Annotated in this window: 23 protein-coding genes; 13 read left to right on the forward strand and 10 right to left on the reverse strand. The window is 59.6% G+C overall.

What is annotated here, in order from left to right:
- From PSUM_RS03265 to gloB, 5 genes are all read right to left on the reverse strand, one after another.
- Entirely contained in the window at positions 1–1,074 is a 1,074-nt protein-coding gene (locus PSUM_RS03265) for a microcin C ABC transporter permease YejB (protein ID WP_020799281.1), read from the reverse strand.
- A 4-nt stretch (positions 1,075–1,078) separates the two neighbouring features.
- Entirely contained in the window at positions 1,079–2,920 is a 1,842-nt protein-coding gene (locus PSUM_RS03270) for an extracellular solute-binding protein (RefSeq protein ID WP_083348965.1), read from the reverse strand.
- Positions 2,917–4,731 carry an extracellular solute-binding protein gene (locus tag PSUM_RS03275; RefSeq protein ID WP_414896146.1) on the reverse strand — a complete coding sequence of 605 codons (1,815 nt, stop codon included), beginning with the start codon at positions 4,729–4,731 and terminating at the stop codon, positions 2,917–2,919. Before PSUM_RS03275 ends, PSUM_RS03270 begins: the two co-directional genes overlap by 4 nt.
- A 212-nt stretch (positions 4,732–4,943) precedes the next feature.
- On the reverse strand, positions 4,944–6,380 hold the full coding sequence (locus tag PSUM_RS03280) for a transglycosylase SLT domain-containing protein (protein ID WP_020799284.1): 1,437 nt from the start codon (positions 6,378–6,380) through the stop codon (positions 4,944–4,946).
- Positions 6,381–6,479: 99 nt separating this feature from the next.
- A complete protein-coding gene (gene gloB / locus PSUM_RS03285; protein ID WP_020799285.1) occupies positions 6,480–7,247 on the reverse strand; it encodes a hydroxyacylglutathione hydrolase in 768 nt (255 codons plus the stop codon).
- 65 nt (positions 7,248–7,312) lie between these two features.
- On the opposite strand from gloB, the gene PSUM_RS03290 reads away from it, so the two are divergent.
- The 5 genes from PSUM_RS03290 to PSUM_RS03310 all read left to right on the forward strand — a co-directional run bounded on the left by PSUM_RS03290 (position 7,313) and on the right by PSUM_RS03310 (position 12,657).
- Positions 7,313–8,071 (forward strand): class I SAM-dependent methyltransferase, encoded by a 759-nt coding sequence (locus tag PSUM_RS03290; RefSeq protein ID WP_033043369.1) that lies wholly within the window; start codon positions 7,313–7,315, stop codon positions 8,069–8,071.
- Positions 8,072–8,158: 87 nt separating this feature from the next.
- Positions 8,159–8,611, forward strand: coding sequence for a ribonuclease HI (rnhA, locus tag PSUM_RS03295; protein WP_020799287.1), 453 nt, complete (start codon positions 8,159–8,161; stop codon positions 8,609–8,611).
- A gap of 213 nt (positions 8,612–8,824) precedes the next feature.
- A complete protein-coding gene (gene dnaQ / locus PSUM_RS03300; RefSeq protein WP_033043368.1) occupies positions 8,825–9,583 on the forward strand; it encodes a DNA polymerase III subunit epsilon in 759 nt (252 codons plus the stop codon).
- 189 nt (positions 9,584–9,772) lie between these two features.
- Positions 9,773–12,028, forward strand: a complete 2,256-nt coding sequence (locus tag PSUM_RS03305; protein WP_083348966.1) for an Orn/Lys/Arg family decarboxylase — start codon at positions 9,773–9,775, stop codon at positions 12,026–12,028.
- A 14-nt stretch (positions 12,029–12,042) separates the two neighbouring features.
- Positions 12,043–12,657, forward strand: a complete 615-nt coding sequence (locus tag PSUM_RS03310) for a GNAT family N-acetyltransferase (RefSeq protein ID WP_020799290.1) — start codon at positions 12,043–12,045, stop codon at positions 12,655–12,657.
- On the opposite strand, the gene PSUM_RS03315 is transcribed toward PSUM_RS03310, so the two are convergent.
- Positions 12,623–13,516, reverse strand: a complete 894-nt coding sequence (locus PSUM_RS03315) for a LysR substrate-binding domain-containing protein (RefSeq protein ID WP_083348967.1) — start codon at positions 13,514–13,516, stop codon at positions 12,623–12,625. The genes PSUM_RS03310 and PSUM_RS03315 overlap by 35 nt on opposite strands.
- 90 nt (positions 13,517–13,606) lie before the next feature.
- Positions 13,607–13,831, reverse strand: a complete 225-nt coding sequence (locus PSUM_RS03320) for a hypothetical protein (RefSeq protein ID WP_020799292.1) — start codon at positions 13,829–13,831, stop codon at positions 13,607–13,609.
- Positions 13,832–14,012: 181 nt separating this feature from the next.
- On the opposite strand from PSUM_RS03320, the gene PSUM_RS03325 reads away from it, so the two are divergent.
- Positions 14,013–14,573, forward strand: coding sequence for an NADPH-dependent FMN reductase (locus tag PSUM_RS03325; protein ID WP_033043364.1), 561 nt, complete (start codon positions 14,013–14,015; stop codon positions 14,571–14,573).
- Between the two features lie 9 nt (positions 14,574–14,582).
- Here the strand turns inward: PSUM_RS03325 and PSUM_RS03330 are convergent, their stop codons facing one another.
- A complete protein-coding gene (locus tag PSUM_RS03330) occupies positions 14,583–15,242 on the reverse strand; it encodes a TetR/AcrR family transcriptional regulator (protein ID WP_020799294.1) in 660 nt (219 codons plus the stop codon).
- Positions 15,243–15,297: 55 nt separating this feature from the next.
- Between PSUM_RS03330 and PSUM_RS03335 the strand changes: the two genes are divergently transcribed.
- Positions 15,298–16,401 carry a DUF2855 family protein gene (locus tag PSUM_RS03335; RefSeq protein WP_020799295.1) on the forward strand — a complete coding sequence of 368 codons (1,104 nt, stop codon included), beginning with the start codon at positions 15,298–15,300 and terminating at the stop codon, positions 16,399–16,401.
- 105 nt (positions 16,402–16,506) lie between these two features.
- On the opposite strand, the gene PSUM_RS03340 is transcribed toward PSUM_RS03335, so the two are convergent.
- On the reverse strand, positions 16,507–17,457 hold the full coding sequence (locus PSUM_RS03340; protein WP_020799296.1) for a DUF1853 family protein: 951 nt from the start codon (positions 17,455–17,457) through the stop codon (positions 16,507–16,509).
- A gap of 122 nt (positions 17,458–17,579) precedes the next feature.
- Between PSUM_RS03340 and PSUM_RS03345 the strand changes: the two genes are divergently transcribed.
- Genes PSUM_RS03345 through pepN form a run of 6 tightly spaced genes read left to right on the forward strand, consistent with a single transcriptional unit; the run spans position 17,580 to position 24,097 of the window.
- Positions 17,580–18,470, forward strand: a complete 891-nt coding sequence (locus PSUM_RS03345) for an NAD(+) kinase (RefSeq protein ID WP_020799297.1) — start codon at positions 17,580–17,582, stop codon at positions 18,468–18,470.
- A complete protein-coding gene (locus PSUM_RS03350; protein ID WP_020799298.1) occupies positions 18,470–19,441 on the forward strand; it encodes a metallophosphoesterase in 972 nt (323 codons plus the stop codon). The genes PSUM_RS03345 and PSUM_RS03350 overlap by 1 nt, the downstream gene beginning before the upstream one ends.
- Positions 19,438–20,307: a rhomboid family intramembrane serine protease gene (locus PSUM_RS03355; RefSeq protein ID WP_083348968.1), complete on the forward strand. Its 870-nt coding sequence runs from the start codon at positions 19,438–19,440 to the stop codon at positions 20,305–20,307. Before PSUM_RS03350 ends, PSUM_RS03355 begins: the two co-directional genes overlap by 4 nt.
- A 34-nt stretch (positions 20,308–20,341) precedes the next feature.
- The gene (locus tag PSUM_RS03360) at positions 20,342–20,602 is read left to right on the forward strand and encodes a YeaC family protein (RefSeq protein WP_020799300.1); all 261 of its coding nucleotides are present in this window, start codon (positions 20,342–20,344) and stop codon (positions 20,600–20,602) included.
- On the forward strand, positions 20,599–21,429 hold the full coding sequence (locus PSUM_RS03365) for a DUF2797 domain-containing protein (protein WP_020799301.1): 831 nt from the start codon (positions 20,599–20,601) through the stop codon (positions 21,427–21,429). The genes PSUM_RS03360 and PSUM_RS03365 overlap by 4 nt, the downstream gene beginning before the upstream one ends.
- Before the next feature lie 10 nt (positions 21,430–21,439).
- Entirely contained in the window at positions 21,440–24,097 is a 2,658-nt protein-coding gene (gene pepN / locus PSUM_RS03370; RefSeq protein ID WP_083348969.1) for an aminopeptidase N, read from the forward strand.
- Positions 24,098–24,180: 83 nt separating this feature from the next.
- On the opposite strand, the gene PSUM_RS03375 is transcribed toward pepN, so the two are convergent.
- On the reverse strand, positions 24,181–25,485 hold the full coding sequence (locus PSUM_RS03375; protein ID WP_231989912.1) for an ElyC/SanA/YdcF family protein: 1,305 nt from the start codon (positions 25,483–25,485) through the stop codon (positions 24,181–24,183).
- Positions 25,486–25,532 lie beyond the last annotated feature (47 nt).

Below are 25,532 nucleotides of genomic sequence, written 5' to 3' on the forward strand. Positions count from 1 at the left end.
TCAATGCTCCCGGCTTTCGAAGTCGATGCGCGGATCGACGAAGGTGTAGGTGAGGTCGCCGATCAACTTCACCACCAGCCCCAGCAGGGTGAAGATGAACAAGGTGCCAAAGACCACCGGGTAATCGCGGTTGATCGCCGCTTCGAAACTCATCAGGCCGAGGCCGTCGAGGGAGAAGATCACTTCCACCAGCAACGAACCGGTGAAGAAGATACCGATGAATGCCGAGGGGAAACCGGCGATCACCAGCAGCATGGCGTTGCGAAATACATGACCATACAGCACGCGTTGATTGGTCAGGCCCTTGGCCTTGGCGGTGACCACGTACTGCTTGTTGATTTCATCGAGGAAGCTGTTTTTGGTCAGCAGGGTCATGGTCGCGAAGTTGCCGATCACCAATGCGGTCACCGGAAGCGCCAGGTGCCAGAAGTAGTCGAGGATCTTGCCGCCCATGCTCAACTCGTCGAAGTTGTTCGAGGTCAGCCCGCGCAACGGGAACCAGTCCAGGTAACTGCCGCCGGCAAACACCACGATCAACAGGATGGCGAACAGGAATGCCGGGATCGCATAGCCGACGATGATCGCCGAACTGGTCCAGACGTCGAAGTGGCTGCCATGCCGCGTGGCCTTGGCGATCCCCAACGGGATCGACACCAGGTACATGATCAGGGTGCTCCACAACCCGAGGGAGATCGATACCGGCATCTTTTCCTTGATCAGGTCGATGACCTTGGCATCACGGAAAAAGCTGTCGCCAAAATCCAGGGAGGCATAGTTCTTGACCATGATCCATAAGCGTTCCGGCGCCGATTTGTCGAAGCCGTACATGTGCTCGATTTCCTTGATCAGCGCCGGGTCCAGGCCTTGTGCGCCGCGATAGGCGGAGCCGGCCACCGACACCTCGGCGCCGCCGCCGGCGATGCGGCTGGTGGCGCCTTCGAAGCCTTCGAGCTTGGCGATCATCTGTTCCACGGGGCCACCGGGGGCGGCCTGGATGATCACGAAGTTGATCAGCAAGATGCCGAACAGTGTCGGGATGATCAGCAGCAGTCGCCGAAAAATATACGCCAGCATCTGATTACTCCGTGCCCGCAGGGTCGGCTTGCAATTTGGTTTCGATCTCTATGGCCGGTTTCGCATCGGGCTTGATCCACCAGGTGTTGATGCCGATGTCATATTTAGGCGAGACCTTGGGGTGGCCGATGTGGTTCCAGTACGCCACGCGCCAGGTCTTGATGTGCCAGTTGGGGATTACGTAATAGCCCCATTGCAGCACGCGGTCCAGCGCGCGGGCGTGGGCCACCAGGCTTCTTCGTGAGTCGGCGTTGATGAGTTGTTCGACCAACTGGTCCACCACCGGGTCTTTCAGGCCCATGGAATTACGGCTGCCGGGTTTGTCGGCGGCCGCGGTCATCCAGAACTCACGCTGTTCGTTGCCCGGCGAATTGGACTGCGGGAAGCTGCCGACGATCATGTCGAAGTCCCGCGAGCGCACGCGGTTGACGTACTGCGAAACGTCGACCCGGCGAATCACCAGTTCGATGCCGAGGTCGCTCAGGTTACGCTTGAACGGCAGCAGGACCCGTTCGAATTCGGTTTGGGCCAACAGGAATTCGATGCTCACCGGTTTGCCGGTGGCGTCGACCATCTTGTCATCGACGATGCGCCAGCCGGCCTCTTGCAGCAGTTGGTAAGCCTTGCGTTGCTGGGTGCGGATCATGCCACTGGCGTCGGTCACGGGATTCTGGAACGCCTCGCTGAATACCTGCTCGGGAATCTTGCCGCGAAACGGATCGAGGATTGCCAACTCATCGGCATCGGGCAAGCCGGTGGCAGCCATTTCCGAGTTCTCGAAGTAACTGCGGGTCCTTGCGTAGGCACCGTTGAACAATTGCTTGTTGGTCCATTCGAAGTCCAGCAGCAGGGTCAGGGCCTGGCGCACGCGCACGTCCTGGAACAGCGGGCGGCGCAGATTGAACACGAAGCCTTGCATACCGGTGGGATTGCCGTTGGGGATCTGTTCCTTGATCAGCCGGCCTTCGGTCACCGCCGGGATATTGTAGGCGTTGGCCCAGTTCTTCGCGGTCATCTCCAACCAGTAATCGAACTGCCCGGCCTTCAGGGCCTCCAGCGCGACCGTATTGTCGCGGTAGTAGTCGGTGGTCATCACGTCGAAGTTGTAGAAGCCGCGGTTGATCGGCAGGTCCTTGCCCCAGTAATCCTTGACCCGCTCATAGCGCACCGAGCGCCCGGCCTTCACTTCGGTAACCTTGTACGGGCCGCTGCCCAGTGGGACTTCCAGGTTGCCCTTGTTGAAGTCGCGGCTCGCCCACCAGTGCTTGGGCAGCACCGGCAACTGGCCAAGGATCAACGGCAATTCGCGGTTGTTGCTGTGCTTGAACTTGAACACTACGGTCAGCGGATCTTCGGCGACCACGTCTTCGACATCGCTGTAGTAGCCGCGGTACATCGGTGCGCCATCCTTGACCAGGGTCTGAAAGCTGAACACCACGTCATCGGCGCGAACCGGATGCCCATCATGGAAACGCGCTTCGGGCCGCAAATAGAAACGCACCCAGTCGTTGTTCGGGGCTTTTTCGATCTTGCCGGCGATCAGGCCATATTCCGTGAAAGGTTCATCCAGGCTCTGTCGGGCCAGGGTGTCGTAGATCAAGTCGATGTCGTTGGCCGACACGCCCTTGCTGATGAACGGGTTGAGGCTGTCAAACCCGCCGAACCCGGCCTGACGGAATTTTCCGCCTTTGGGCGCGTCCGGGTCGACGTAGTCGAAATGTTTGAAGTCGGCCGGGTATTTCGGCGGTTCGTTGTACAGGGTCAGGGCATGTTGCGGGGCGGCGAAGGCCCACCCTGCGAACAACAGGGCGCCGGCCTGCAGGAGCAGGGCGCTTGCGGATTTCATCGATCTTTCTCCGAAGATTTCAGCCACCACGCGCTCAGGCCCAGGGTGTAGGGCGGCGTCGTGACGAAGCCAAACCGGTTACGGTAGGCCAGGCGGTGATAATTGAGGTACCAGTTGGGAATGATGTAGTGCTGCCACAGCAGTGTGCGGTCGAGTGCCTTGCCGGCGGCGACTTGTTCATCGCGGGTCTTGGCGGCGAGCAATTGTTCGAGCAGGTGGTCCACCACCGGATTGGCAATGCCTGCGTAGTTCTTGCTGCCCTTGACCGTGGCCTGGCTGGAATGAAAGTACTGCCATTGCTCCAGGCCCGGGCTGAGGGTCTGGTTAAGGGTCATCAGGATCATGTCGAAATCGAACTGATCGAGGCGCTGCTTGTACTGTGCACGATCGACCGTGCGTAGCTTGGCGTCGATGCCGATGCTGGCCAGGTTCTCGACATAGGGTTGAAGGATGCGCTCCAGGTTCGGATTGACCAGCAAAATCTCCAGGCGCAGCGGTTGCCCGGCCGCGTTCTGCAAGCGCTGGCCGTTGAGCTTCCAGCCGGCTTCGGCAAGCAGGGCCAAGGCTTTGCGCAGGGTATCCCGGGGAATGCCGCGACCCTGGGTCTGCGGCAGGCTGAAAGGCTCGGTGAACAACCTCGCTGGCAATTGCTCGCGATACGGCTTGAGTAACAGCCATTCGTGGCCGACTGGAAGTCCGCTGGCGGAAAACTCGCTGTTGGGGTAGTAACTCATGGCGCGTTGGTAGGCGCCGCTGAACAACGTGCGGTTGGTCCACTCGAAGTCGAACATCAGGCCCAGTGCTTCGCGAACCCTCGCTTGGGCGAACGTCGCGCGGCGGCTGTTCATGAACAGGCCCTGGGTCTGGGTCGGGATCTGGTGCGGGATCTGCGCCTTGATCACCTCGCCACGACGAATCGCCGGAAAGTCATAGCCGGTGGCCCAGTTTTTTGCCTGGTGCTCGATATAGATGTCGAACTCGCCGGCCTTGAACGCTTCGAACGCGACATCGCTGTCACGATAGAACTCGACTTCCATGCGATCGACGTTGTACTTGCCGCGATTGGCTGGCAGGTCCTTGCCCCAATAGTCCTTGACTCGCTCGAACACGATCTGTCGTCCCGGCGCAACCGAGGTGATGCGATACGGCCCGCTGCCCAGCGGCGGCTCGAAGGTGGTCGCCTTGAAGTCGCGGCCTTTCCAGTAATGCTGCGGCAACACTGGCAACTCCCCCAGACGCAGGATCAGCAAGGGATTGCCGGCACGCTTGAACACGAACCGTATACGCAGGGGGTTGAGGATGTCGACCCGCGACACTTCCTGCAGGTTGGTGCGATATTGCGGGTGGCCTTCCTTGAGCAGCAGGCGGTAGGAGAATGCCACATCAAAGGCGGTGATTGGCGTGCCGTCGTGGAAGCGGGCTTGCGGACGCAAATTGAAGACGACCCAGCTGCGGTCCTCACTGTATTCCACCGATTGGGCGATCAGGCCGTAACTGGAGGTCGGCTCGTCACCTGACGGCGCGTATTGGCCAGTGCCGACCATCAGCGGCTCGTTGAGCTCGTTGATGCCGTATTGCAGGAAATTGGATGTTGCAACCGGGCTCGTGCCCTTGAAAGTGTAGGGGTTGAGCGTATCGAAGGTGCCAAATGCCATGACCCGCAACGTACCGCCCTTGGGCGCTTGCGGGTTGACCCAGTCGAAGTGGGTAAATCTGGCCGGGTACTTGAGCGTGCCGAACTGCGCATAACCGTGGCTTTCGCTGATCGTCGCGCTTGCGGTGGAACTCAAGGCCAGGCTGATCAGGAGCAGGAGGAGGGGACGCTTCAAATAAGGAATCCGGTCCGGGCGGCTTGGGCATTGTGGATCGTACAGTAACAGCTTGTATGGACAGGAAAAAGACGGGGTTCGAAAGCAGTGTTCGGGTACAAAAAAGATCGCAGCCTGCGGCAGCTCCTACAGGGAAACGTATTCCCCTGTAGGAGCTGCCGCAGGCTGCGATCTTTTCGGCATCACATCAATTTTTAATGCGGACTGGAAACCGTCAACATTTGCCCCGGCTTCAACGCCTGGCCGACACGAGGATTCCAGCGCTTGAGGTGCTGCATTTCAACGTTGAAGCGCTTGGCCACCATGTATAGCGAATCGCCTTGCTGGACTTTGTATTGCGACTGCGGCTTCTGGGTCTTCGACTTGGCCGCGACCACGGTGTTGATGCGTCCCGAGTTGCGCTTGCCGGTGTCTTGCATGACCAGCGTCTGGCCAGGCTTGAGATTCTTGCCGCTCAACTTGTTCCAGCGTTGCAAGTCCTTGACGTCGACATTGTTGGCCTTGGCGATGGAGCCCAGGTTATCGCCGCGTTTGACCCGATAGCTACGTTTGGCGCTCGCCAGTTGCGTATCGTCCGCGCCTTCGAAAACCGGCTTGAGCTGCTTCTTGCTGATCAACTCTTCGGGGCGCATGGTCTGCAGGCTGGTGGTCAGCAGTTGTGCTTTGGAGGTGGGTACCAGCAAGTGCTGCGGGCCGTCGATGGTGGTGCGTTGTTTGAAAGCGGGGTTGAGCTGGAACAGTTCGTCTTCGTCGATGTTGGCCACCGCGGCGACCTTGGACAGGTCCATGCGCTGGTTGATTTCGACGACCTGGAAATACGGTTCGTTGGCAATCGGGTTGAGGTTCACGCCGTAGGCGTCCGGCGCCATCACCACCTGCGAGAGTGCCAGCAACTTCGGCACATAGGCCTGGGTCTCGGCGGGCAGGGGCAGGTTCCAGTAATCGGTTGGCAGGCCGAGTCGCTCGTTGCGTTCGATGGCACGGCTGACCGTGCCTTCACCGGCGTTGTAGGCGGCCAGGGCCAGCAGCCAGTCGCCGTTGAACATGTCGTGCAGGCGGGTCAGGTAGTCCATGGCCGCCGTCGTCGAAGCGGTGATATCGCGCCGGCCATCATAAAAACGGGTCTGGCGCAGGTTGAAGTAACGTCCGGTGGAGGGAATGAACTGCCACAAGCCCACTGCATTGGCCCGGGAATAAGCCATCGGGTTGTAGGCGCTTTCAATCACTGGCAGCAGCGCCAGTTCCAGCGGCATGTTGCGTTCTTCAAGGCGCTCGACGATGTAGTGGATGTACAGGCTGCCGCGATCGCCGGCGTTTTCGAGAAACGACGGGTTGCTGGCGAACCACAGTCGTTGCTGCTCGATGCGCGGGTTGACGCCCAGGCCATCCTGCAGCTGGAAACCCTGGCGCATACGCTCCCAGACATCCTGCGGGATCTGTGGGCTGGGCTTTTCAGTGAGGAAGACGGGTTTCTGCTTGGCGCGCGCGGCAATATTCGGTGCGTGTGCCGCATCGGTCTGCGGCACATGACTGGAACAGCCCGCCAATGTCGCGGACACAGCCACCGCTATGGCTTGCGCCAGGCGGGTCAGTGCGTCCGAATTGATGGCTTTGCGTATAGATGACGACATTGGCTGGAAGTAAGTTCCGGGCAAAAATGTCGGGCGATTCTAGAAAGCACACCCTCTGCGGTCAACCTTTCAGAGTTTTTGGACCATCGTGCAAACTGCTCAGAACGTATCTTTCCAGGCCCTTAGTGCAGCAAAAACCATATCGGGCGCGGAGTTATCGGTGCCGGTCCGTTCATCCGCTTTTTCTTTAACGGATGTTTCACCGGTACGCAAAAACGGATTTGTACGTTTTTCCAGGGCCACCGTGGAGGGCAGCGTGATGATGCCGGCTTCGCGCTGACGGGCCACGCTGGCCAGGCGTTCAAGGGTGTCGGCGTTGCCGGGTTCGACCGCGGCAGCGAAGCGCAGGTTGCTCAGAGTGTATTCATGGGTGCAATACACCCGGGTGTCCTCGGGAAGCGCGGCAAGGCGCGACAGCGAGGTGTACATCTGTTGGGGCGTGCCTTCGAACAGGCGCCCGCAACCTGCCGCGAAGAGGGTGTCGCCACAAAACAGCAGGCCGGGGTGATAATAGGCAATGTGTCCCAGGGTATGACCGGGCACCGAAATGATCTCGAAGTCATGGCCCAGCACATTGATACGATCGTTATCCTTGAGCGCGATGTCCCGCTTGGGGATGCTTTCGCTGGCAGGACCATAGACGGTCGCGTCCGTCGCTTTCTTGAGCTGTTCGACGCCACCGACATGGTCATGATGATGGTGAGTGATCAGAATATCGCTCAGGACCCAGCCCGGATTGGCCGCGAGCCAGGCGTTTACGGGCGCGGCATCGCCCGGGTCGACCACCGCGCAACGTCGGGTGTCGGGGTCTTGTAACAACCAGATGTAGTTGTCGGTGAAGGCGGGCAGGGCAGTGATCTGTATCATCGTCGGATTCGCCAAGCGGAAAACAATGGCGCATCTTAGAACTTCCTGGCACGTTGGAGAATGCAATGACCGATAAAGCGTTCGCTCAGGCTGATCCTGACTGGCTGGCGTTGATCAGCGCAGCACGTGACTGGCTGTCCGGTCCCCTTGGGCAACTGCTGCTGGATGAAGAGCGGCGCATGCTCGAAGACGAGCTGGGGCGTTTCTTCGGAGGCTACCTGGTGCATTACGGGCCGTCGGCCCAGACCCCGCCGTCGGCGCCGCAGGTGCAGCGCAACGTGCGCCTGGGTGCACCGTTGCCCGGGGTCGAGATCGTCTGCGAGGAGCAGGCCTGGCCGCTGAGTGAGCATGCCGCCGATGTGGTGGTACTGCAGCATGGGCTGGATTTCTGCCTGTCACCTCACGGTTTGCTGCGGGAGGCGGCGAGCAGCGTGCGGCCCGGCGGGCATTTGCTGATCATCGGCATCAATCCCTGGAGCACTTGGGGACTGCGCCATGTATTTGCCCATGACGGATTGCGCAAGGCACGCTGCATTTCCCCCTCGCGGGTGGCTGACTGGCTGAACCTGCTGGGCTTCGCGCTGGAGAAACGCCGCTTCGGGTGCTATCGTCCGCCGCTGGCTTCACCCACGTGGCAGGCTCGCCTGGCCGGCTGGGAGCGCAAGGCCGGTGACTGGCAATTGTCCGGTGGCGGCTTCTATTTACTGGTGGCGCGCAAGATCGTGGTAGGCCTGCGACCGGTCCGTCAGGAGCGCCGCGAACCGATGGGCAAGTTGATCCCGTTGCCGATGGCCAAGGTCAATCGTCGCAACATCGAACCGTGATACCTCCTTTTTCCGGCCGGGGTTACCCGGTCCTGGGCGTCGTCGATCTTCTATTGGCGGGCCACTGCATTTTCTGGATAGATTGGCATGAGCGATAGCGTAGAACTCTTCACCGATGGCGCCTGCAAGGGCAACCCTGGCCCTGGCGGCTGGGGCGCATTGCTGGTGTGCAAGGGCGTGGAGAAAGAACTTTGGGGAGGCGAAGCCAATACCACCAACAACCGCATGGAGCTGATGGGCGCGATTCGTGGCCTGGAAGAGCTCAAGCGTTCGTGCGATGTGTTGCTGGTGACCGACTCCCAATACGTGATGAAAGGCATCAACGAGTGGATGGCCAACTGGAAAAAACGCGGGTGGAAAACCGCAGCCAAGGAACCGGTCAAGAACGCTGACCTGTGGATGCTGCTGGACGAGCAGGTCAATCGCCACAACGTCACCTGGAAATGGGTACGTGGGCACATTGGCCATCACGGCAACGAACGGGCGGATCAACTGGCCAACCGTGGCGTGGATGAAGTGCGCGGCTTCAAACAGGCCTGAATTCAACGCCAAAGACATACTGTGTCGCTGCCTTCGCGAGCAGGCTCGCTCCCACATTTGATCTCCTTGAGCGCAAATTCTGCGTTCACCTGCGATCCAGTGTGGGAGCGAGCCTGCTCGCGAAGGCCGTGACACGGTGTATCTGAAAGACCCCGGCAAGCGTGTTAATATCGCCGCTTTTGCCCGATTGACCGATTGAGAGCTGAGCACCCGATGGCCACCAGATCCGTTGTACTCGACACCGAAACCACCGGCATGCCAGTGACCGACGGCCACCGGATTATCGAGATCGGTTGTGTCGAGCTGATCGGTCGGCGCCTCACTGGCCGGCATTTTCACGTTTACCTGCAACCGGACCGCGAAAGTGACGAGGGCGCCATCGGCGTCCACGGCATCACCAACGAATTTCTGGTGGGCAAGCCGCGTTTCGCCGAGGTGGCCGAAGAGTTCTTCGAATTCATCAAGGGCGCGCAGCTGATCATCCATAACGCGGCGTTCGACGTTGGCTTCATCAACAACGAATTTGCCCTGATGGGCCAGCACGATCGTGCGGACATCACCCAGCACTGCTCGATCCTCGATACCTTGATGATGGCCCGGGAACGTCACCCGGGGCAGCGCAACAGCCTCGACGCCTTGTGCAAGCGCTATGGCGTCGACAACTCCGGCCGTGAGCTGCACGGCGCCTTGCTCGACTCCGAGATCCTGGCCGACGTCTACCTGACCATGACCGGCGGCCAGACCAGCCTGTCCCTGGCGGGCAATGCGTCGGACGGTAATGGTTCCGGCGAGGGTGCGGACAACTCCGCCACTGAAATCCGCCGCCTGCCGGCCGACCGTCAGCCAGCGCGCATCATTCGCGCCACTGAAGAAGAGCTGGCCCAGCACATGGCGCGCCTGGAAATCATCAGCAAATCCGCCGGTGGGCCGGCGCTTTGGTTGCAATTGGCTGAGGCTGAGGCTTCGGCATAGGTCCGTTAACAAGATCGCAGCCTCGTTTCACTCGACAGCTCCTGCAGAGTGAAGCGAGGCTGCGATCTTTTGATCTTCACGCCGATCAGTTGACCCATTTCAGTGCGTCGCACTCGCCACATCCGCTCCAACCCTCTACCCTGAGGTGATTGACAGGCTCTGGCCTGCCGCCTCAGGACACTGAGCCCCATGTATAAAGATCTGAAATTCCCGGTCCTGATCGTTCATCGCGACATCAAGGCCGACACCGTCGCTGGTGATCGCGTGCGGGGTATCGCCCGGGAACTGGAGCAGGAAGGTTTCAGTATCGTCTCGGCGATGGACTACACCGAAGGCCGGCTGGTCGCGTCGACCCATCATGGTCTCTCGTGCATGCTGATAGCGGCAGAAGACGCCAGTGCCCATTCGCATTTGTTACAGAATATGGCCGAGCTGATCGGGCTGGCGCGAGTGCGGGCGCCGGACCTGCCCATTTTCGCCCTCGGCGAGCAAGTGACCCTGGAAAACGCGCCCGCCGACGCCATGGCCGAGCTCAATCAGTTGCGCGGCATTCTGTATCTGTTCGAAGACACCGTGCCATTCCTCGCACGCCAGGTGGCGCGGGCCGCGCGCAAGTACCTCGATGGCTTACTGCCGCCGTTCTTCAAGGCGTTGGTGCAGCACACCGCCGATTCCAATTATTCCTGGCACACCCCCGGTCACGGTGGAGGGGTGGCGTATCACAAGAGCCCGGTAGGGCAGGCTTTCCATCAGTTCTTCGGGGAAAACACCCTGCGTTCGGATCTATCGGTCTCGGTGCCGGAACTGGGCTCACTGCTGGATCACACCGGGCCCCTGGCAGAGGCGGAGGCGCGGGCAGCGCGTAACTTTGGCGCCGATCACACCTTCTTCGTGATCAACGGCACCTCGACAGCGAACAAGATTGTCTGGCATTCGATGGTTGCTCGCGACGATCTGGTGCTGGTTGATCGCAATTGCCACAAGTCGGTATTGCACTCGATCATCATGACCGGTGCCATTCCGCTGTACCTGTGCCCGGAGCGCAATGAACTGGGGATCATCGGGCCGATTCCGCTGAGTGAGTTCAGCCGCGAATCGATCCAGGCCAAGATCGATGCCAGTCCGTTGACCAAGGGCCGGACGCCGAAGGTCAAGCTGGCGGTGGTGACCAATTCAACCTACGACGGCCTCTGCTACAACGCCGAACTGATCAAGCAGCAATTGGGCAATAGCGTCGAAGTCTTGCACTTTGACGAGGCCTGGTACGCCTATGCGGCATTCCATGAGTTTTTTGCCGGGCGCTACGGCATGGGCACGTCCCGCAGTGAAGACAGCCCCCTGGTGTTCACCACCCATTCCACGCACAAACTGCTGGCGGCATTCAGCCAGGCGTCGATGATCCATGTGCAGGACGGTGGCGCCCGGCAACTGGACCGTGATCGTTTCAATGAAGCCTTCATGATGCATATTTCCACGTCACCGCAGTACGGCATCATCGCGTCTCTGGATGTGGCGTCGGCGATGATGGAGGGCGGGGCCGGGCGTTCGCTGTTGCAGGAGATGTTCGACGAGGCCCTGAGCTTTCGGCGGGCGCTGGCCAATCTGCGCCAGCATATCGCCGCCGACGATTGGTGGTTTTCCATCTGGCAGCCGCCGTCGGTCGAAGGCATCGACCGTGTGGTGACCGAGGACTGGCTGCTGCAACCTGCGGATGACTGGCACGGCTTTGGCGAAGTGAGCGACGACTATGTCTTGCTCGATCCGATCAAGGTCAGCCTGGTGATGCCGGGCCTGACCGCGGGCGGTGCGCTCAGCGAGCGCGGGATTCCGGCGGCCGTGGTCAGCAAGTTTCTCTGGGAGCGCGGGCTGGTGGTCGAAAAGACCGGGCTGTATTCGTTCCTGGTGTTGTTTTCGATGGGGATCACCAAGGGCAAGTGGAGCACGTTGCTGACCGAGTTGCTGGAGTTCAAGCGCAGCTACGACGCCAACGTCAGTCTGGCCAGCTGCCTGCCTTGCGTGGCGCAACAGCACGGCGCGCGCTATCAGGGCATGGGCTTGCGAGACCTGTGCGATCAGTTGCACGCCTGTTATCGCAGTAATGCCACGGCCAAGCATCTCAAGCGGATGTACACCGTACTGCCACAAATCGCCATGAAGCCGGCGGATGCGTATGATCATCTGGTACGTGGCGAAGTCGAGGCGGTTTCGATCGATGCGCTGGACGGACGTATCGCCGCCGTGATGCTGGTGCCATACCCGCCGGGCATTCCGTTGATCATGCCCGGAGAGCGCTTTACCGAGGCGACCCGCTCGATCATCGACTACCTGGCGTTTGCTCGCACGTTCGACAGCAGTTTCCCGGGTTTCGTCGCTGATGTGCATGGATTGCAACACGAAGACGAGGGCAATGGACGGCACTACACCGTCGATTGCATCAAGGAATGAGGACCTTTCCCAGTATGCAACCGGTTATGAATCCGAATTACCCAGGGCTGTCGGTGCGCGTGGCCGACGAGGGCTTTGCCGCTTATATATGGGGCAGTGATTTCAGTTTTGAAGTCGCCGCCTACGGCGCTGCCGAAATCGGCCAGCCGGTAGAGAAGTGGCAGGTCACGCCCATCACCCCTTATCGCAAATGCTATGGCATCGATCCGGAAGAGTTCAGCAGCTTTCGCGATGCCGCCGACAGCGCGATTTTCATGGCGTACCTGGACGACGAACCTGTTGGCCACCTGGTGATCAGCACCAACTGGAACGGTTTTGCCCATATCGATGAGTTGGCGGTGCATGCGCCGGCCAGGCGACACGGTGTGGCCAAGGCGTTGCTGGATGTGGCGCAGTTCTGGAGTCGCAAGAAGAAACTGCCCGGCGTCATGCTGGAAACCCAGAACAACAACTTGGGCGCCTGTCGGCTTTACGAGCGTTGCGGCTTCATGATCGGTGGCATTGACCATCTGCGTTATCGGGGTATTGACCCCAATACTGCCGAAGTGGCGCTGTTCTGGTACCGATTGTTCGACAACCCGCTGGAAAGCCCCATCAGTTCGCCAACATCACCGCGGCTTGTTCCGTGATGATCGCCAGCAAAGCCTGAAGGGCTGGCGAGGGCTCGCCGTTTTTCAGGGTCAGGGCGTAGAGGGTGATCGGCACGGCCGGTGCCAGCGGGCAGGCGTCGAGCCCGGTCGATTTGGCGGCCAGGGCGGTGAAAGGGTCGACAATGGCCAGGCCTTCACCGGCCTCGACCATGCTGCGCATCATCTGGTGGGTTTGCACCCGCGTCTGTATCACCGGCGCCGGCCGCAGCGCATGCAGTTTGTTTTCAAGCGCCGGGCTCAGCGGGTCATGGCCTTCAAGCCCGACCATCGCCTGGCCGGCCAGGTCCTGGAGCGAGATGTACTTCTGCTTGGGTTGCAGCCAGCCGTGAGGGGCGAGCAGCTGCAGCTTGCCGTGAGCGATTGGCTGGCAATGAATATCGGCGTGATCGGGATCATGCAGGCTCAAGCCCAGGTCGCTTTCGCGAAGCAGCAGGCTGCGCACGATCTCGCGTGTGGGTTGGCTCAGGAGCGTACAGGGTGCGTCAGGCAAGCGTCGGCGCAGCGCGGCGATGCTGTGCGGCAACAATTGCTGGGCGAGGGGCGGGGTGCAGATGATGCGTAACGGCGCGGCCAGGTATTGCCTCAGGCTGCTCGCCAGGCGCTGCACCGGTTCGAGTGCATCGTAGACACGGGTGATTTCGACCTGCAACGCCCGCGCCTCACGCGTGGCCTGCAAGCGTCCGCGAACGCTTGCGAACAGCATGAAGCCCAACTGATCCTCGGCGTCGCGCAAAATGCGTTCGACTTCGGCCACCGGCAACTGCAGCCATTCAGCGGCGGTGCCCAGGTGACCGGTTTGCAAGAGCGCCTGGATCACTTCGATATGGCGTAAGCGCATGCGTGAAGTCCATGTTCAGCAGGTGAAGAAGGAGTCAGGACTGAATCCTAACCCAAGTCTGCGCATATGACTTCTGCTCATAACACCGAGTTATGAAGCGGCGATCGGTTCCGGTTCGCGGATCAGCGTTACACCCGTTTGCACCAATTGAAACTCGTTGTTATCGAGTTTGTTGACGCGGTCGCCAATTGCCAGTTTGTACGTGGTGACAGACGTGCCGTCAGCGGACTGGGTGGATTCCTGGAACTCATGTACGGAATAAACACGGCCTTCCGCATCTCTTGCATGGAACTGACCGACGAGTACTGCTGCCATCTGCTTAGAACCTCTGGAGATAAATCACTCAATGTGCGGTGGGGTAGACCGCCACTGGGCACGGTAAGTTTTCCTACGTAAAAAAAATATATCAGGACGCACAATACTGTGTTTATTGGCTGAACCGTCGCCTGATCATCTATAACTACAGGCTCCTCCCACGGACAATCGAGCGTCTTCCATGAGTAATGTCTATAACATCGCCGTAGTGGTCGGCAGCCTGCGTAAAGCATCGATCAACCGTAAGGTCGCCCTCGCGCTGGCGGATCTGGCGCCGGCCAACCTCAAGCTCAACATCGTCGAAATCGGGGATTTGCCGCTCTACAACGAAGACATCGATGGTGCTTCACCGCCGGCAGCCTACAGTACTTTCCGACAACAAGTCAGTTCATCCGACGCAGTGCTGTTCGTTACCCCGGAATACAATCGTTCGGTGCCTGCCCCGATGAAGAACGCCATTGACGTGGGTTCGCGCCCTTATGGCAAGAGTGCCTGGAGTGGCAAGCCGGGTGCGGTGATCAGTGTTTCGCCGGGTGCGGTCGGTGGATTCGGTGCGAATCACCACTTGCGCCAGTCCATGGTGTTTCTCGATGTGCCGATGATGCAACAACCGGAAGCCTACCTCAGTGGCGCCGGTGCCGCGTTCGACGAGGCGGGCAACCTGTCGGAATCCGTCAGGCCGTTCTTGCAGAAGTTCATCGATGCCTATGGCAAGTGGGTCGAGCAACACAAGAAGCTTTGATGCATCGGATTACGAACCGTTAGCCAGTCGGCTACAAATCATTGTTTCCATTTCCGACAACCATGCGGCGGTTTGCGCCGCCGCTGGTTGCGCGGTGACACAATAACGCCGTCCGCCCCACGCCATGATGACCCAGGCATCGATAGTCGCCTGTGAGGGGGGTACAGGCAGATCGCCACAGGCTGCGATCGCTTCGCGCCATTTCTGCGACAGCTCGTCGAACAGCCTTCGATGGTGTTTGGGCTCGGCGATCTGGTGTTCGATGAGCAGCACGGCATGGTTGAAAAAGGGCTGGTGCTCATCGTCGGGGGTACAGGTCAGGCGGATAAGGCGTTTAATCCGGGTTGCCCAGTCCAGTTCATTGGCTTGCACAACCGCTTCATCCAGATGCTGCAACAAGGCATCCAGTCGATGTCGGATATAGCCGGAGAGCAGGGCTTCCTTGCTCGGGAAATAGTCGTACAGCGTGCCAATCGCAACACCTGCTTCAAGTGCCACTTCCCGGGTGGTCAAGCCAGGCCAACCGTTTCTGCGCCAAATCCGAACAAAAGCCTGGTAAATCGCTTCGACGGTGAAAATCGCCCGGGCCTGACTCGGCCGTTTCAGCGGTTTTGCCCGGGGATTGACGTTGGGCGCGCCGCCCCTGGTGTTTCCGAACCCGCTCTTCATCGGCGGCCATTACTCTGGTGCTACCCGCCACACTAGCGCAGCAGGAGATTGAAGGATGCAAAGTTCATGTACGGTAACACGGCTGATAACCCGTAAAAACGCCTTGGACCAGAGTCGGATTGAAGAGCTGCAGCGAAGTCTGATTCCGGCGGCCGGCGAGGTGATCTTGAAGATTGACCGTTGCGCGCTGACGACCAATAACATTACTTACGCCGCCTATGGCAATTCGATGAACTACTGGGGGTTCTTTCCTACAGGATTAGAGCAGTGGGGGCACGTCCCTGCCTGGGGCTTTGCCGATGTCGTGGCCTCTGACGTGGCTGGCATCAAGGTCGGGGAACGTTTCTACGGGTATTTCCCGATTGCCAGCCATCTGTGGATGCGCCCTGAACGGGTGACCGAACGTGGTTTCTACGACGGTGCCGAGCATCGACTCGGGTTGACCTCGGCGTACAACCAATACACCCGCTGCAGTTGGGATTCGTACTACAGCCCGGAAACCGAAAACCTGCAGATTTTACTCAAGCCCTTGTTTCTGACCTCTTCGATGCTCGCGGACTTTTTGCAGGACAAGCAGTTCTTTGGTGCAACTCGACTGGTGTTCTCCAGCGCCTCGAGCAAAACCGCCTACGGCACAGCAGTCTGCCTGGGCAATCTTGCCGGCGTGGAACGCGTTGCGCTGACTTCAACCGGTAACAAGGCTTTTGTCGAGAGTCTTGGTTGTTACGAGCGAGCGGTGTCTTACGCGGATTTGGCGGACGTGCCCAATGATCGTGCAACACTGTATGTGGATTTTTCCGGCGACCTTGAGCTGCGTGACCAGGTGCACCGGCATTTCGCCGGACAGCTGGCCTACAGTTGTTTCGCCGGCTCGGCACAAAGCACCGATGAGGCGCGATTGACAGCCATCGAGGGCCCGCAGCCGGTGTTCTTTTTTGCGCCGATCCAGATTCGCAAGCGTAATGCCGATTGGGGGCCGGAAGGGGTCAGCCAGCATATCGGCGAGGGTTTGCAGGCGTTTTTCCGGAAAGTGACGGCCAGTGAAGCGCCATTGCTGAAGGTGGTGGAAAGCCAGGGTTACGAAGCGGCGCAGTCGGTTATTTCACGCCTGTTCCATGGACAGGTCGCGCCGGTGGAGGGGCATGTGATTCGGTTGTGACTGAGGTGGCCCCTTCGCGAGCAGGCTCGCTCCCACAGTTAAAATGCATTCCCCTGTGGGAGCGAGCCTGCTCGCGAAGGGGGGGGAGTTCAGCCAGCGAAAAACTCAATACTGCCCCGGCACATTCGGCCAAAGATCCGACACCAGGAACAACCGTTCCGCTTCCTCCCAATCGCCGTGGGCATTTTCCGTCAGGCGTACCAGCAATTGCGCCGGCGCCAAAGGCTCCAGATCGCTGAGCCAAGCTTGCAACTGTTCATCGTCCCAGGTCTGCTCCGCGGGATAGTGCGCCGGTGCCAGCCAGGCATGGCGGGGCAGGGGTTGCCAGCGGCCGGGCGGACTCCGTGCGAAAAACCTCGTCCAATCCTTTTGATGCAGCCAGCGACCGCGCAAGTGCTGTGGGTGCGCGCCACTGGGCGAGGCCGCCTGCCCCGGCCATGGGTAGAGCAAATAACCGCCCAACCACAAATGCGCGCTGAACTCCCGGATATCCAGCGCCGCCAGCACCTCGCGACTCTCGGCACGCGCGGAAATCGGCAATTGGTGCTGGCTCAGGTGGGCCAGTTTGCGGTCCAGCCGATCGTGGCAGCCCGGACCGAGCCACTGCGCGGTGTCGTGCCCGTCGCCGTTCTGCGGGCCGAGGTAGAGCTTGATCGCCAGTTCCAGGTGATGCACGCCGTCGCGATCGCGCAGCAGCAGGTCCAGCTCGCCCAGGGTGTGACCTTCGCGGCGGATCGGCATGTTGGCGGCAATCAACTCGATGCCGGGCGCATGCTGCACGGCAAACTGCCAAAGCCGTTCATAATAAAGGCCCAGGCGTCGGGTGCGGGCCTGGGCCAGCCAGTGCAGCAAACCGTAACTGTCCCGGTCGAGTTTTCTAAGCCAGGTTTCCAGGTGTTCCGGGGCCTGCACCCAGTCACTGCCTGCCAATGGATGTCGCTGCGGCCAGGGCGTGGCGCCGAGCATCGGCGGGGCGAGGATGACCCACGCCAGGTCGCGCACTTCGGGGTGGCGCAACTGGTGGGGTAACTGCAGCAAATCTGGAAATAGGATCATCTTGCGAGCATAGCCCGAATCGTGGGTGCACCTTGAGGCTGAAAGGATTTTGTCTATCTCGCGCTTTCACCCATAATCGTGTTTTTCGCCGTCGCAGGCCCCCGCGTCCCCATAGGAGCCCCATGGAGCAATTTCGTAATATCGGCATCATCGGACGCCTCGGCAGTTCCCAGGTGCTGGATACCGTCCGCCGACTGAAACGGTTTCTGCTCGATCGTCACCTGCACGTGATCCTTGAAGACACCATTGCCGAAGTCTTGCCGGGCCACGGTTTGCAGACCTCGTCGCGCAAGATGCTCGGTGAAGTCTGTGACATGGTCATTGTGGTGGGCGGTGATGGCAGTCTGCTTGGCGCGGCACGGGCGCTGGCCAGGCACAATATCCCGGTGCTCGGCATCAACCGGGGCAGCCTGGGGTTTCTCACTGACATCCGCCCCGATGAGCTGGAAATCAAGGTCGCCGAAGTGCTCGATGGCCACTATCTGGTGGAGAACCGCTTCCTGTTGCAAGCTGAAGTTCGTCGCCACGCCGAAGCCATTGGCCAGGGCGATGCACTGAACGATGTGGTGCTGCACCCCGGCAAATCGACGCGCATGATCGAGTTCGAGCTGTACATCGACGGCCAGTTCGTCTGCAGTCAGAAGGCCGACGGCCTGATCGTCGCCACGCCCACGGGCTCCACGGCCTATGCGCTTTCTGCCGGTGGCCCGATCATGCATCCCAAGCTCGACGCCATTGTGATTGTGCCGATGTACCCCCATACCTTGTCAGGCAGGCCGATTGTGGTCGATGGCAACAGTGAGCTGAAAATCGTCGTGTCCAAGGATATGCAGATATACCCGCAAGTCTCGTGTGACGGGCAGAACCACTTTACCTGTGCGCCCGGCGACACCATCACCATCAGCAAGAAAGCCCAGAAGTTGCGGCTGATCCACCCCCTCGACCACAACTACTATGAAGTGTGCCGGACCAAACTCGGCTGGGGCAGCAGGTTGGGTGGTGGAGGCGACTGATGCTCGATCCCGCGCGTAGCTACGACCTGATCGGTGACGTGCACGGTTGCGCTCTGACCCTTGAGCACTTGCTCGACCGGCTCGGTTATCACAAGCAAGCCGGCGTTTGGCGTCATGCCTCGCGCATGGCGGTGTTCGTCGGCGATATCATTGACCGCGGCCCACGGATTCGCGAGGCGCTGCACATCGTCCACGACATGGTCGAGGCAGGGCAGGCGCTGTGCATCATGGGTAACCATGAATTCAACGCCCTGGGCTGGGTAACCCCGGCATTGCCTGGCAGTGGCAAGCAGTTCGTGCGCGAACACACGCCGCGCCACGCTCGTTTGCTGCATGAAACGTTAACCCAGTTCGAACATCATCCGGGTGACTGGCATGACTTCCAGCAGTGGTTCTATGAACTGCCGCTGTTTATCGATGCCGGACGCTTCCGGGTGGTGCATGCCTGCTGGGACGCCGGATTGATCGAGCCGCTGCGGGCATTGTTCCCCGATGGCTGCATCGACGAGCACTTCCTCCAGGCCTCGGCCGTGCCCGACAGTTTTGCCTGTACCGTGTTCGACCGCCTGTTGCGCGGCACCGACATGCGCCTGCCCCATGGCCTGACCATGACCAGCGGCGATGGCCTGACACGCTCGTTCTTCCGTACCAAATTCTGGGAAGACGATCCGCAAACCTACGGAGACATCGTGTTCCAGCCCGACGCCTTGCCCGACCCGGTGGCCCGAACGCCACTGTCGTCAACCGAAAAAAACAACCTGCTGCGCTACGGCGCCGACCAGCCGTTGCTGTTTGTCGGTCACTACTGGCGCAGCGGCAAACCGGCGCCGATTCGTCCGAACCTGGCGTGCCTGGACTACAGTGCGGTGCTCTACGGAAAACTGGTGGCCTATCGACTGGACCAGGAAACCCGGCTCGACCCGCACAAGTTTGTCTGGGTCGATGTCGAGCGACCGGAGGTGTTGCAATGAGCCGCGTCGCAGTCTTGCGCCTGCCGCTGGCGGTGGACCTGAGCGGGTTCGTCAATTTGTTGCAGCGCATGCAGGTGCCGCATCGGGTCAGCGAGGAAGCCGGTGAACAGGTGCTTTGGGTGCCGGCCAACATCAGCGACGACGTGCGTGTGTTGTACGAGCGCTATCCGGAGGGCGATCCGGAGCACAAGCTCGATATCCCGATCGCGCAGTCGATTCGCCGGCCGAACTTCGCCGAGCAGGTACGCCATGGCAAAGCGACCGCGGCGGTGCTGTTGCTGAGCCTGGTCGTCGGCGCGCTGACACTGCTGGGCGATAACCTGAGTACGTTGCGCTGGCTGACGTTTCTCGATTTTCGCGTGGTCGGCGAGTACATCCATTTTGTGCCATTGGCCGACAGCCTGGCAGCGGGGCAGTGGTGGCGCCTGGTGACACCGATGCTGATTCACTTCGGCTTCCTGCACCTGGCCATGAACGGCATGTGGTATTGGGAGCTGGGGCGTCGTATCGAATCGCGACAGGGCAGTGTCAACCTCATCGGCCTGACCTTGTTGTTCAGCCTCGTGTCCAACTATGCCCAGTTCGTGTTCAGCGGGCCAACCCTGTTTGGCGGATTGTCCGGGGTGCTGTACGGCCTGCTCGGGCACTGCTGGATTTTTCAGGTTTTGTCGCCCAACAGCGCCTATCGCCTGCCCCGAGGGGTATTGGCGATGATGCTGATATGGCTATTGTTGTGCATGTCCGGACTGGTCTCGATGATCGGTTTCGGCGAAATAGCCAACGCGGCCCACGTTGGCGGGCTGCTCGTCGGATGCTTGACCGGTTTGTTGGGTGGTTTGTACAACCGCCGTAAACTGGCCGTCTAAAACTGTTATGTGATTCAAAGAGCGCGGAGACCCAATGTCCTCTTTTAACGAAATGATCAAGAACATCACCCCGGATATCTACCAGAGCCTGAAACTGGCAGTGGAGATCGGTAAATGGTCCGACGGTGGCAAGCTCACCGCCGAACAACGCGAACTGTCGTTGCAGGCGATGATCGCCTGGGAAATCAAGAACCTGCCTGAAGAAGAACGTACTGGCTACATGGGGCCGCAGGAATGCAGCTCCAAATCGATTCAAGTACCCAATATCCTGTTCAAGTCGGATGCCATCCATTGATCGAGATTGGCCGCGGTGCAATCAGTAAAATGTCGGCGCGCCTGGACGGGCCGAATGTGCAATATGCCTTTCGCCTGGGCGATCTCGAGGTGCCGGTCAATCCGTTGATCGGCACCACGGTGCGCCTGGAATACCTGGGGGCGATCCACTGCACCCATTGCGGGCGCAAGACCAAGACCAGTTTCAGCCAGGGCTACTGCTACCCGTGCATGACCAAGCTGGCCCAGTGTGATGTGTGCATCATGAGCCCGGAACGCTGCCATTTCGACGCCGGTACCTGCCGGGAGCCGGAGTGGGGCCAGACGTTCTGCATGACCGATCACATTGTCTACCTGTCGAATTCTTCCGGGGTAAAAGTCGGCATCACCCGCGCCACCCAGCTGCCGACCCGATGGATCGACCAGGGCGCCAGCCAGGCGTTGCCCATCATGCGCGTCGCGACCCGCCAGCAATCAGGCTTCGTCGAAGATCTGTTTCGCAGCCAGGTCGCCGACAAGACCAATTGGCGTGCCTTGCTCAAGGGGGACGCGGTATCGGTGGACCTGCCGCAGATCCGTGACCAGTTGTTCGACAGCTGCGCCGAGGGCCTGCAAGGCTTGCAGGAACGATTCGGCCTGCAGGCGATCCAGACTATTGCCGACGTCGAACCGCTCGAGATCCGCTTCCCGGTCGATCAGTATCCGGCGAAAATCGTCAGCTTCAACCTGGACAAGAACCCGATTGCCGAAGGCACGTTGATGGGGGTCAAGGGCCAATACCTGATCTTCGATACCGGCGTGATCAACATTCGTAAATACACGGCTTATCAGCTCGCCGTGCATAGTTAAGGACTCCAGCATGCGCACCGAACAACCGAAGATGATCTACCTCAAGGACTATCAGGCGCCTGAGTACCTGATCGACGAAACTCACCTGACCTTCGAGTTGTTCGAGGACCACAGCCTGGTCCATGCGCAACTGGTGATGCGCCGCAACCCCGAGCGTGGTCCGGGCCTGCCGCCGCTGGTGCTGGATGGCCAGCAGCTGGAGTTGCTGTCGGTGACCCTGGCCGACCGCGAGCTGGGCCTTGCCGATTACCAACTCACCGAGAATCATTTGACTCTGCAGCCGACCAGCACCACGTTCACGGTCGATACCAGCGTCAGGATTCACCCGGAAACCAACACCGCGCTGGAAGGCCTGTACAAGTCCGGCACGATGTTCTGCACCCAGTGCGAGGCCGAAGGCTTCCGCAAGATCACTTATTACCTCGACCGCCCGGACGTGATGAGCACGTTCACCACCACGGTGGTCGCCGAACAGCACAGCTACCCGGTGCTGCTGTCCAACGGCAACCCGATCGCCAGTGGTCCTGGCGAAGACGGTCGCCACTGGGCGACCTGGGAAGACCCGTTCAAGAAGCCGGCGTACCTGTTCGCGCTGGTGGCCGGTGATTTGTGGTGCGTCGAAGACACTTTCACCACCATGACCCAGCGTAATGTAGCGCTACGCATTTATGTCGAGCCGGAAAACATCGACAAGTGCCAGCACGCCATGAACAGCCTGAAGAAATCCATGCGCTGGGACGAAGAGGTGTATGGCCGCGAGTACGACCTGGACATCTTCATGATCGTCGCCGTGAACGACTTCAACATGGGCGCCATGGAGAACAAGGGCCTCAACATCTTCAACTCCAGCGCCGTGCTGGCGAAGGCCGAGACCGCCACCGACGCCGCGCACCAGCGGGTCGAGGCCATCGTTGCCCATGAATACTTCCACAACTGGTCGGGCAACCGCGTGACCTGCCGCGACTGGTTCCAGTTGTCGCTCAAGGAAGGCTTCACGGTGTTCCGCGATTCCGCCTTCTCCGCCGACATGAACTCGGCGACGGTCAAGCGCATCCAGGACGTGGCCTACCTGCGCACCCACCAGTTTGCCGAAGACGCCGGTCCCATGGCTCACGCGGTACGGCCGGACAGCTTCATCGAGATCTCCAACTTCTACACCCTGACCGTGTACGAAAAGGGCTCGGAAGTGGTCGGCATGATCCACACCCTGCTCGGCGCCGAAGGCTTCCGTAAAGGCAGCGACCTGTATTTCGAGCGCCATGACGGCCAGGCCGTGACCTGCGATGACTTCATCAAGGCCATGGAAGATGCCAATGGCGTCGACCTGACTCAGTTCAAGCGCTGGTACAGCCAGGCTGGCACACCTCGTTTGGCGGTGAGCGAGTCTTATGATGCTGCGGCGAAAACTTACAGCCTGACCTTCCGCCAGAGCTGCCCGCCGACCCCGGACAAAGTTGTAAAACTGCCGTTCGTGATTCCCGTCGAACTCGGCCTGCTCGACAGCCAGGGCGGTGAAATTGCCCTGCGTCTTGCCGGCGAAGCGTCGGCGCAGGGGACTTCCCGGGTCCTCTCGGTCACCGAAGCCGAGCAGACGTTCACCTTCGTCGACATCGCCGAACAGCCGTTGCCTTCGCTGCTGCGCGGTTTCTCGGCACCGGTGAAACTGAGTTTCCCGTACAACCGTGACCAACTGATGTTCCTGATGCAGCACGACAGCGACGGCTTCAACCGCTGGGATGCTGGTCAGCAACTGTCGGTGCAGGTGTTGCAGGAACTGATCGCCCAGCAGCAGAAGGGCGAAGCGTTGGTACTGGATCAGCGTCTGGTTTCGGCCTTGCGTACCGTGCTGTCCGACGAGACGCTGGATCAGGCAATGGTCGCCGAAATGCTGTCGCTGCCAAGCGAAGCGTACCTGACTGAAATCAGCGAAGTGGCCGACGTCGAGGCGATTCACACCGCCCGCGAGTTTGCCCGCAAGCAGCTGGCCGATGCGTTGTTCGAAGGCTTGTGGCTGCGTTACCAGGCCAACCGCGACCTGTCGAAAAAGACCCCGTACGTGGCCGAAGCCGAGCATTTTGCCCGTCGCGCACTGCAGAACATTGCGCTGTCGTACCTGATGCTCAGCGGCAAGCCCGAAGTGCTGGCGGCGACGCTGGAGCAGTTCGACGCCTGCGACAACATGACCGAACGCCTGACTGCGCTCGCCGTGCTGGTCAACTCGCCATTCGAAGAGCAGAAAGCCAAGGCACTGGCCAGCTTCGCCGATCACTTCAAGGACAACCCGTTGGTCATGGACCAGTGGTTCAGCGTCCAGGCCGGCAGTGTGCTGCCGGGTGGCCTGGATCGGGTCAAGGCATTGATGCAGCACCCGGCGTTCAACATCAAGAACCCGAACAAGGTGCGGGCCCTGATCGGCGCGTTCGCCGGGCAGAACCTGATCAACTTCCATGCGGCGGATGGCTCCGGGTATCGCTTCCTGGCGGATCTGGTGATCGAGTTGAACGGCTTCAACCCGCAGATCGCTTCGCGCCAACTGGCACCGCTGACTCGCTGGCGCAAGTACGACAGCGCCCGTCAGGCGTTGATGAAAGGCGAACTGGAGCGCATTCGTGCTTCGGGGCAGTTGTCCAGTGACGTGTTTGAGGTGGTGAGTAAAAGCTTGGCTTGATGACCGTGTGAGCGAGTTTTTTCGCAACGGCTGTTGAAATACTGAAATGCCCGTATCTTGCGCTACGGGCATTTTTTTGTGGCTTATACGGTGCCGCGATTGAATGTAAGTTCCAGCGGGTTGAAGAGAGATCTGAAGAAGTCGTCGACTGTGCGGACGGCCATTTTGTCTTCCGAGGTCAACTGCGTCGACTTGAATCGCTCAATCATCTGTTGATCGATCGTTCGAATAGCTCTGACAACCGTTCCATATTTATCCGCATCTTTCGGATGGTCCGCAGTCAACTTATCAGCGAACGTCGTCAGGCAATCCAGAACCGAGGAAAAAAACGCATCCGGGTAGAGGCCTGCATTACTTGGTAGATAAGCAGTATTAAACAAGTAATTCAACGTGGTGGAAAACTCGCGAATAATGGCGAGATTATCGGCGAGCGTGGTGTATTTGGCTTCATCACAGAACGGGAATGATTCAATCTGAAATGGCGTCTCGCTGTTTATCTTGAGTTGTTGGGCATAGGTGTAGGTTTGTCGAAACACCGCGGCGGGCGTACCGCTGACAATAACCGTGCCGAGTGGTTTTCCACCCTGAATGTCACGGTTGATGATGTCCGCGACGTTAATTGCGTTTTGACCGCTGTTGGTCGAGAAGGGGTCAACTGTGATCCGTTGTGGGGCGATGCCTTTTTCCATCAGCAACTCTTTAAAGCGGTCACCTTCGGTTTTGTTGGTCGCGATGGCATGGCGATCCGTCGTGCCGTGGCCACCGAAGCCGCTGGTAATAAAGTTGATGTGCTTGCTGTCCGCGAGTTTGTCGGCGATGTATGAGACATAGGTTTCGTCGTTGTTGCCGTTCAACACTATGTAGCTGCCCGGCGTGTCATGGCTTTTTATCCAAACGGCCATGTCGCTCTTGGAAGGGCTGAGTGAAGTGACTTTGCTGTTGTCGACGGTCAAGGCAATCGGTGAGGTGAGTACTGATAGACGACCCTTTGTAGCGTCGCCCAAGCTGGACTGAATGCGTGTGGCCAGTTCTATCTGCGGTGAGTTGCCTGCAGGTTTTAGTTCAGCGAGTTCATGCCCTTCCTTGATCAGGTTGCGCATGGTGAGCGCGGTGTTCAGGATGGTTTTCGCATTGGCCAGAGTCTGTTCGAGTGGCTTCGCCGCGCTGTCATTCGAATAAGGGCGCGCCACGGTGATTAGGCGTCCGGAGGTCAAGACATACCCATTGGGAACAGTGAATTGATTGAGCCGATTGTTCTTGGTCAGCACTAATTCAGCTTTTCCTTGGCATGCTTTATCCAACCCTTTTGAAACAGGTGTGGAGCCCGTTGGTTGGGAGCAGCGTTCGAGAGACTGACTGGATGAGGAGCCGTTTACCGAGGAAATCATTTCACGCCTTCATGGTTAGTAAATTTGAATCAAAATAGGGCGGGGGC

This window comes from Pseudomonas umsongensis (genome assembly GCF_002236105.1).
Taxonomy (GTDB): Bacteria; Pseudomonadota; Gammaproteobacteria; order Pseudomonadales; family Pseudomonadaceae; genus Aquipseudomonas; species Aquipseudomonas umsongensis.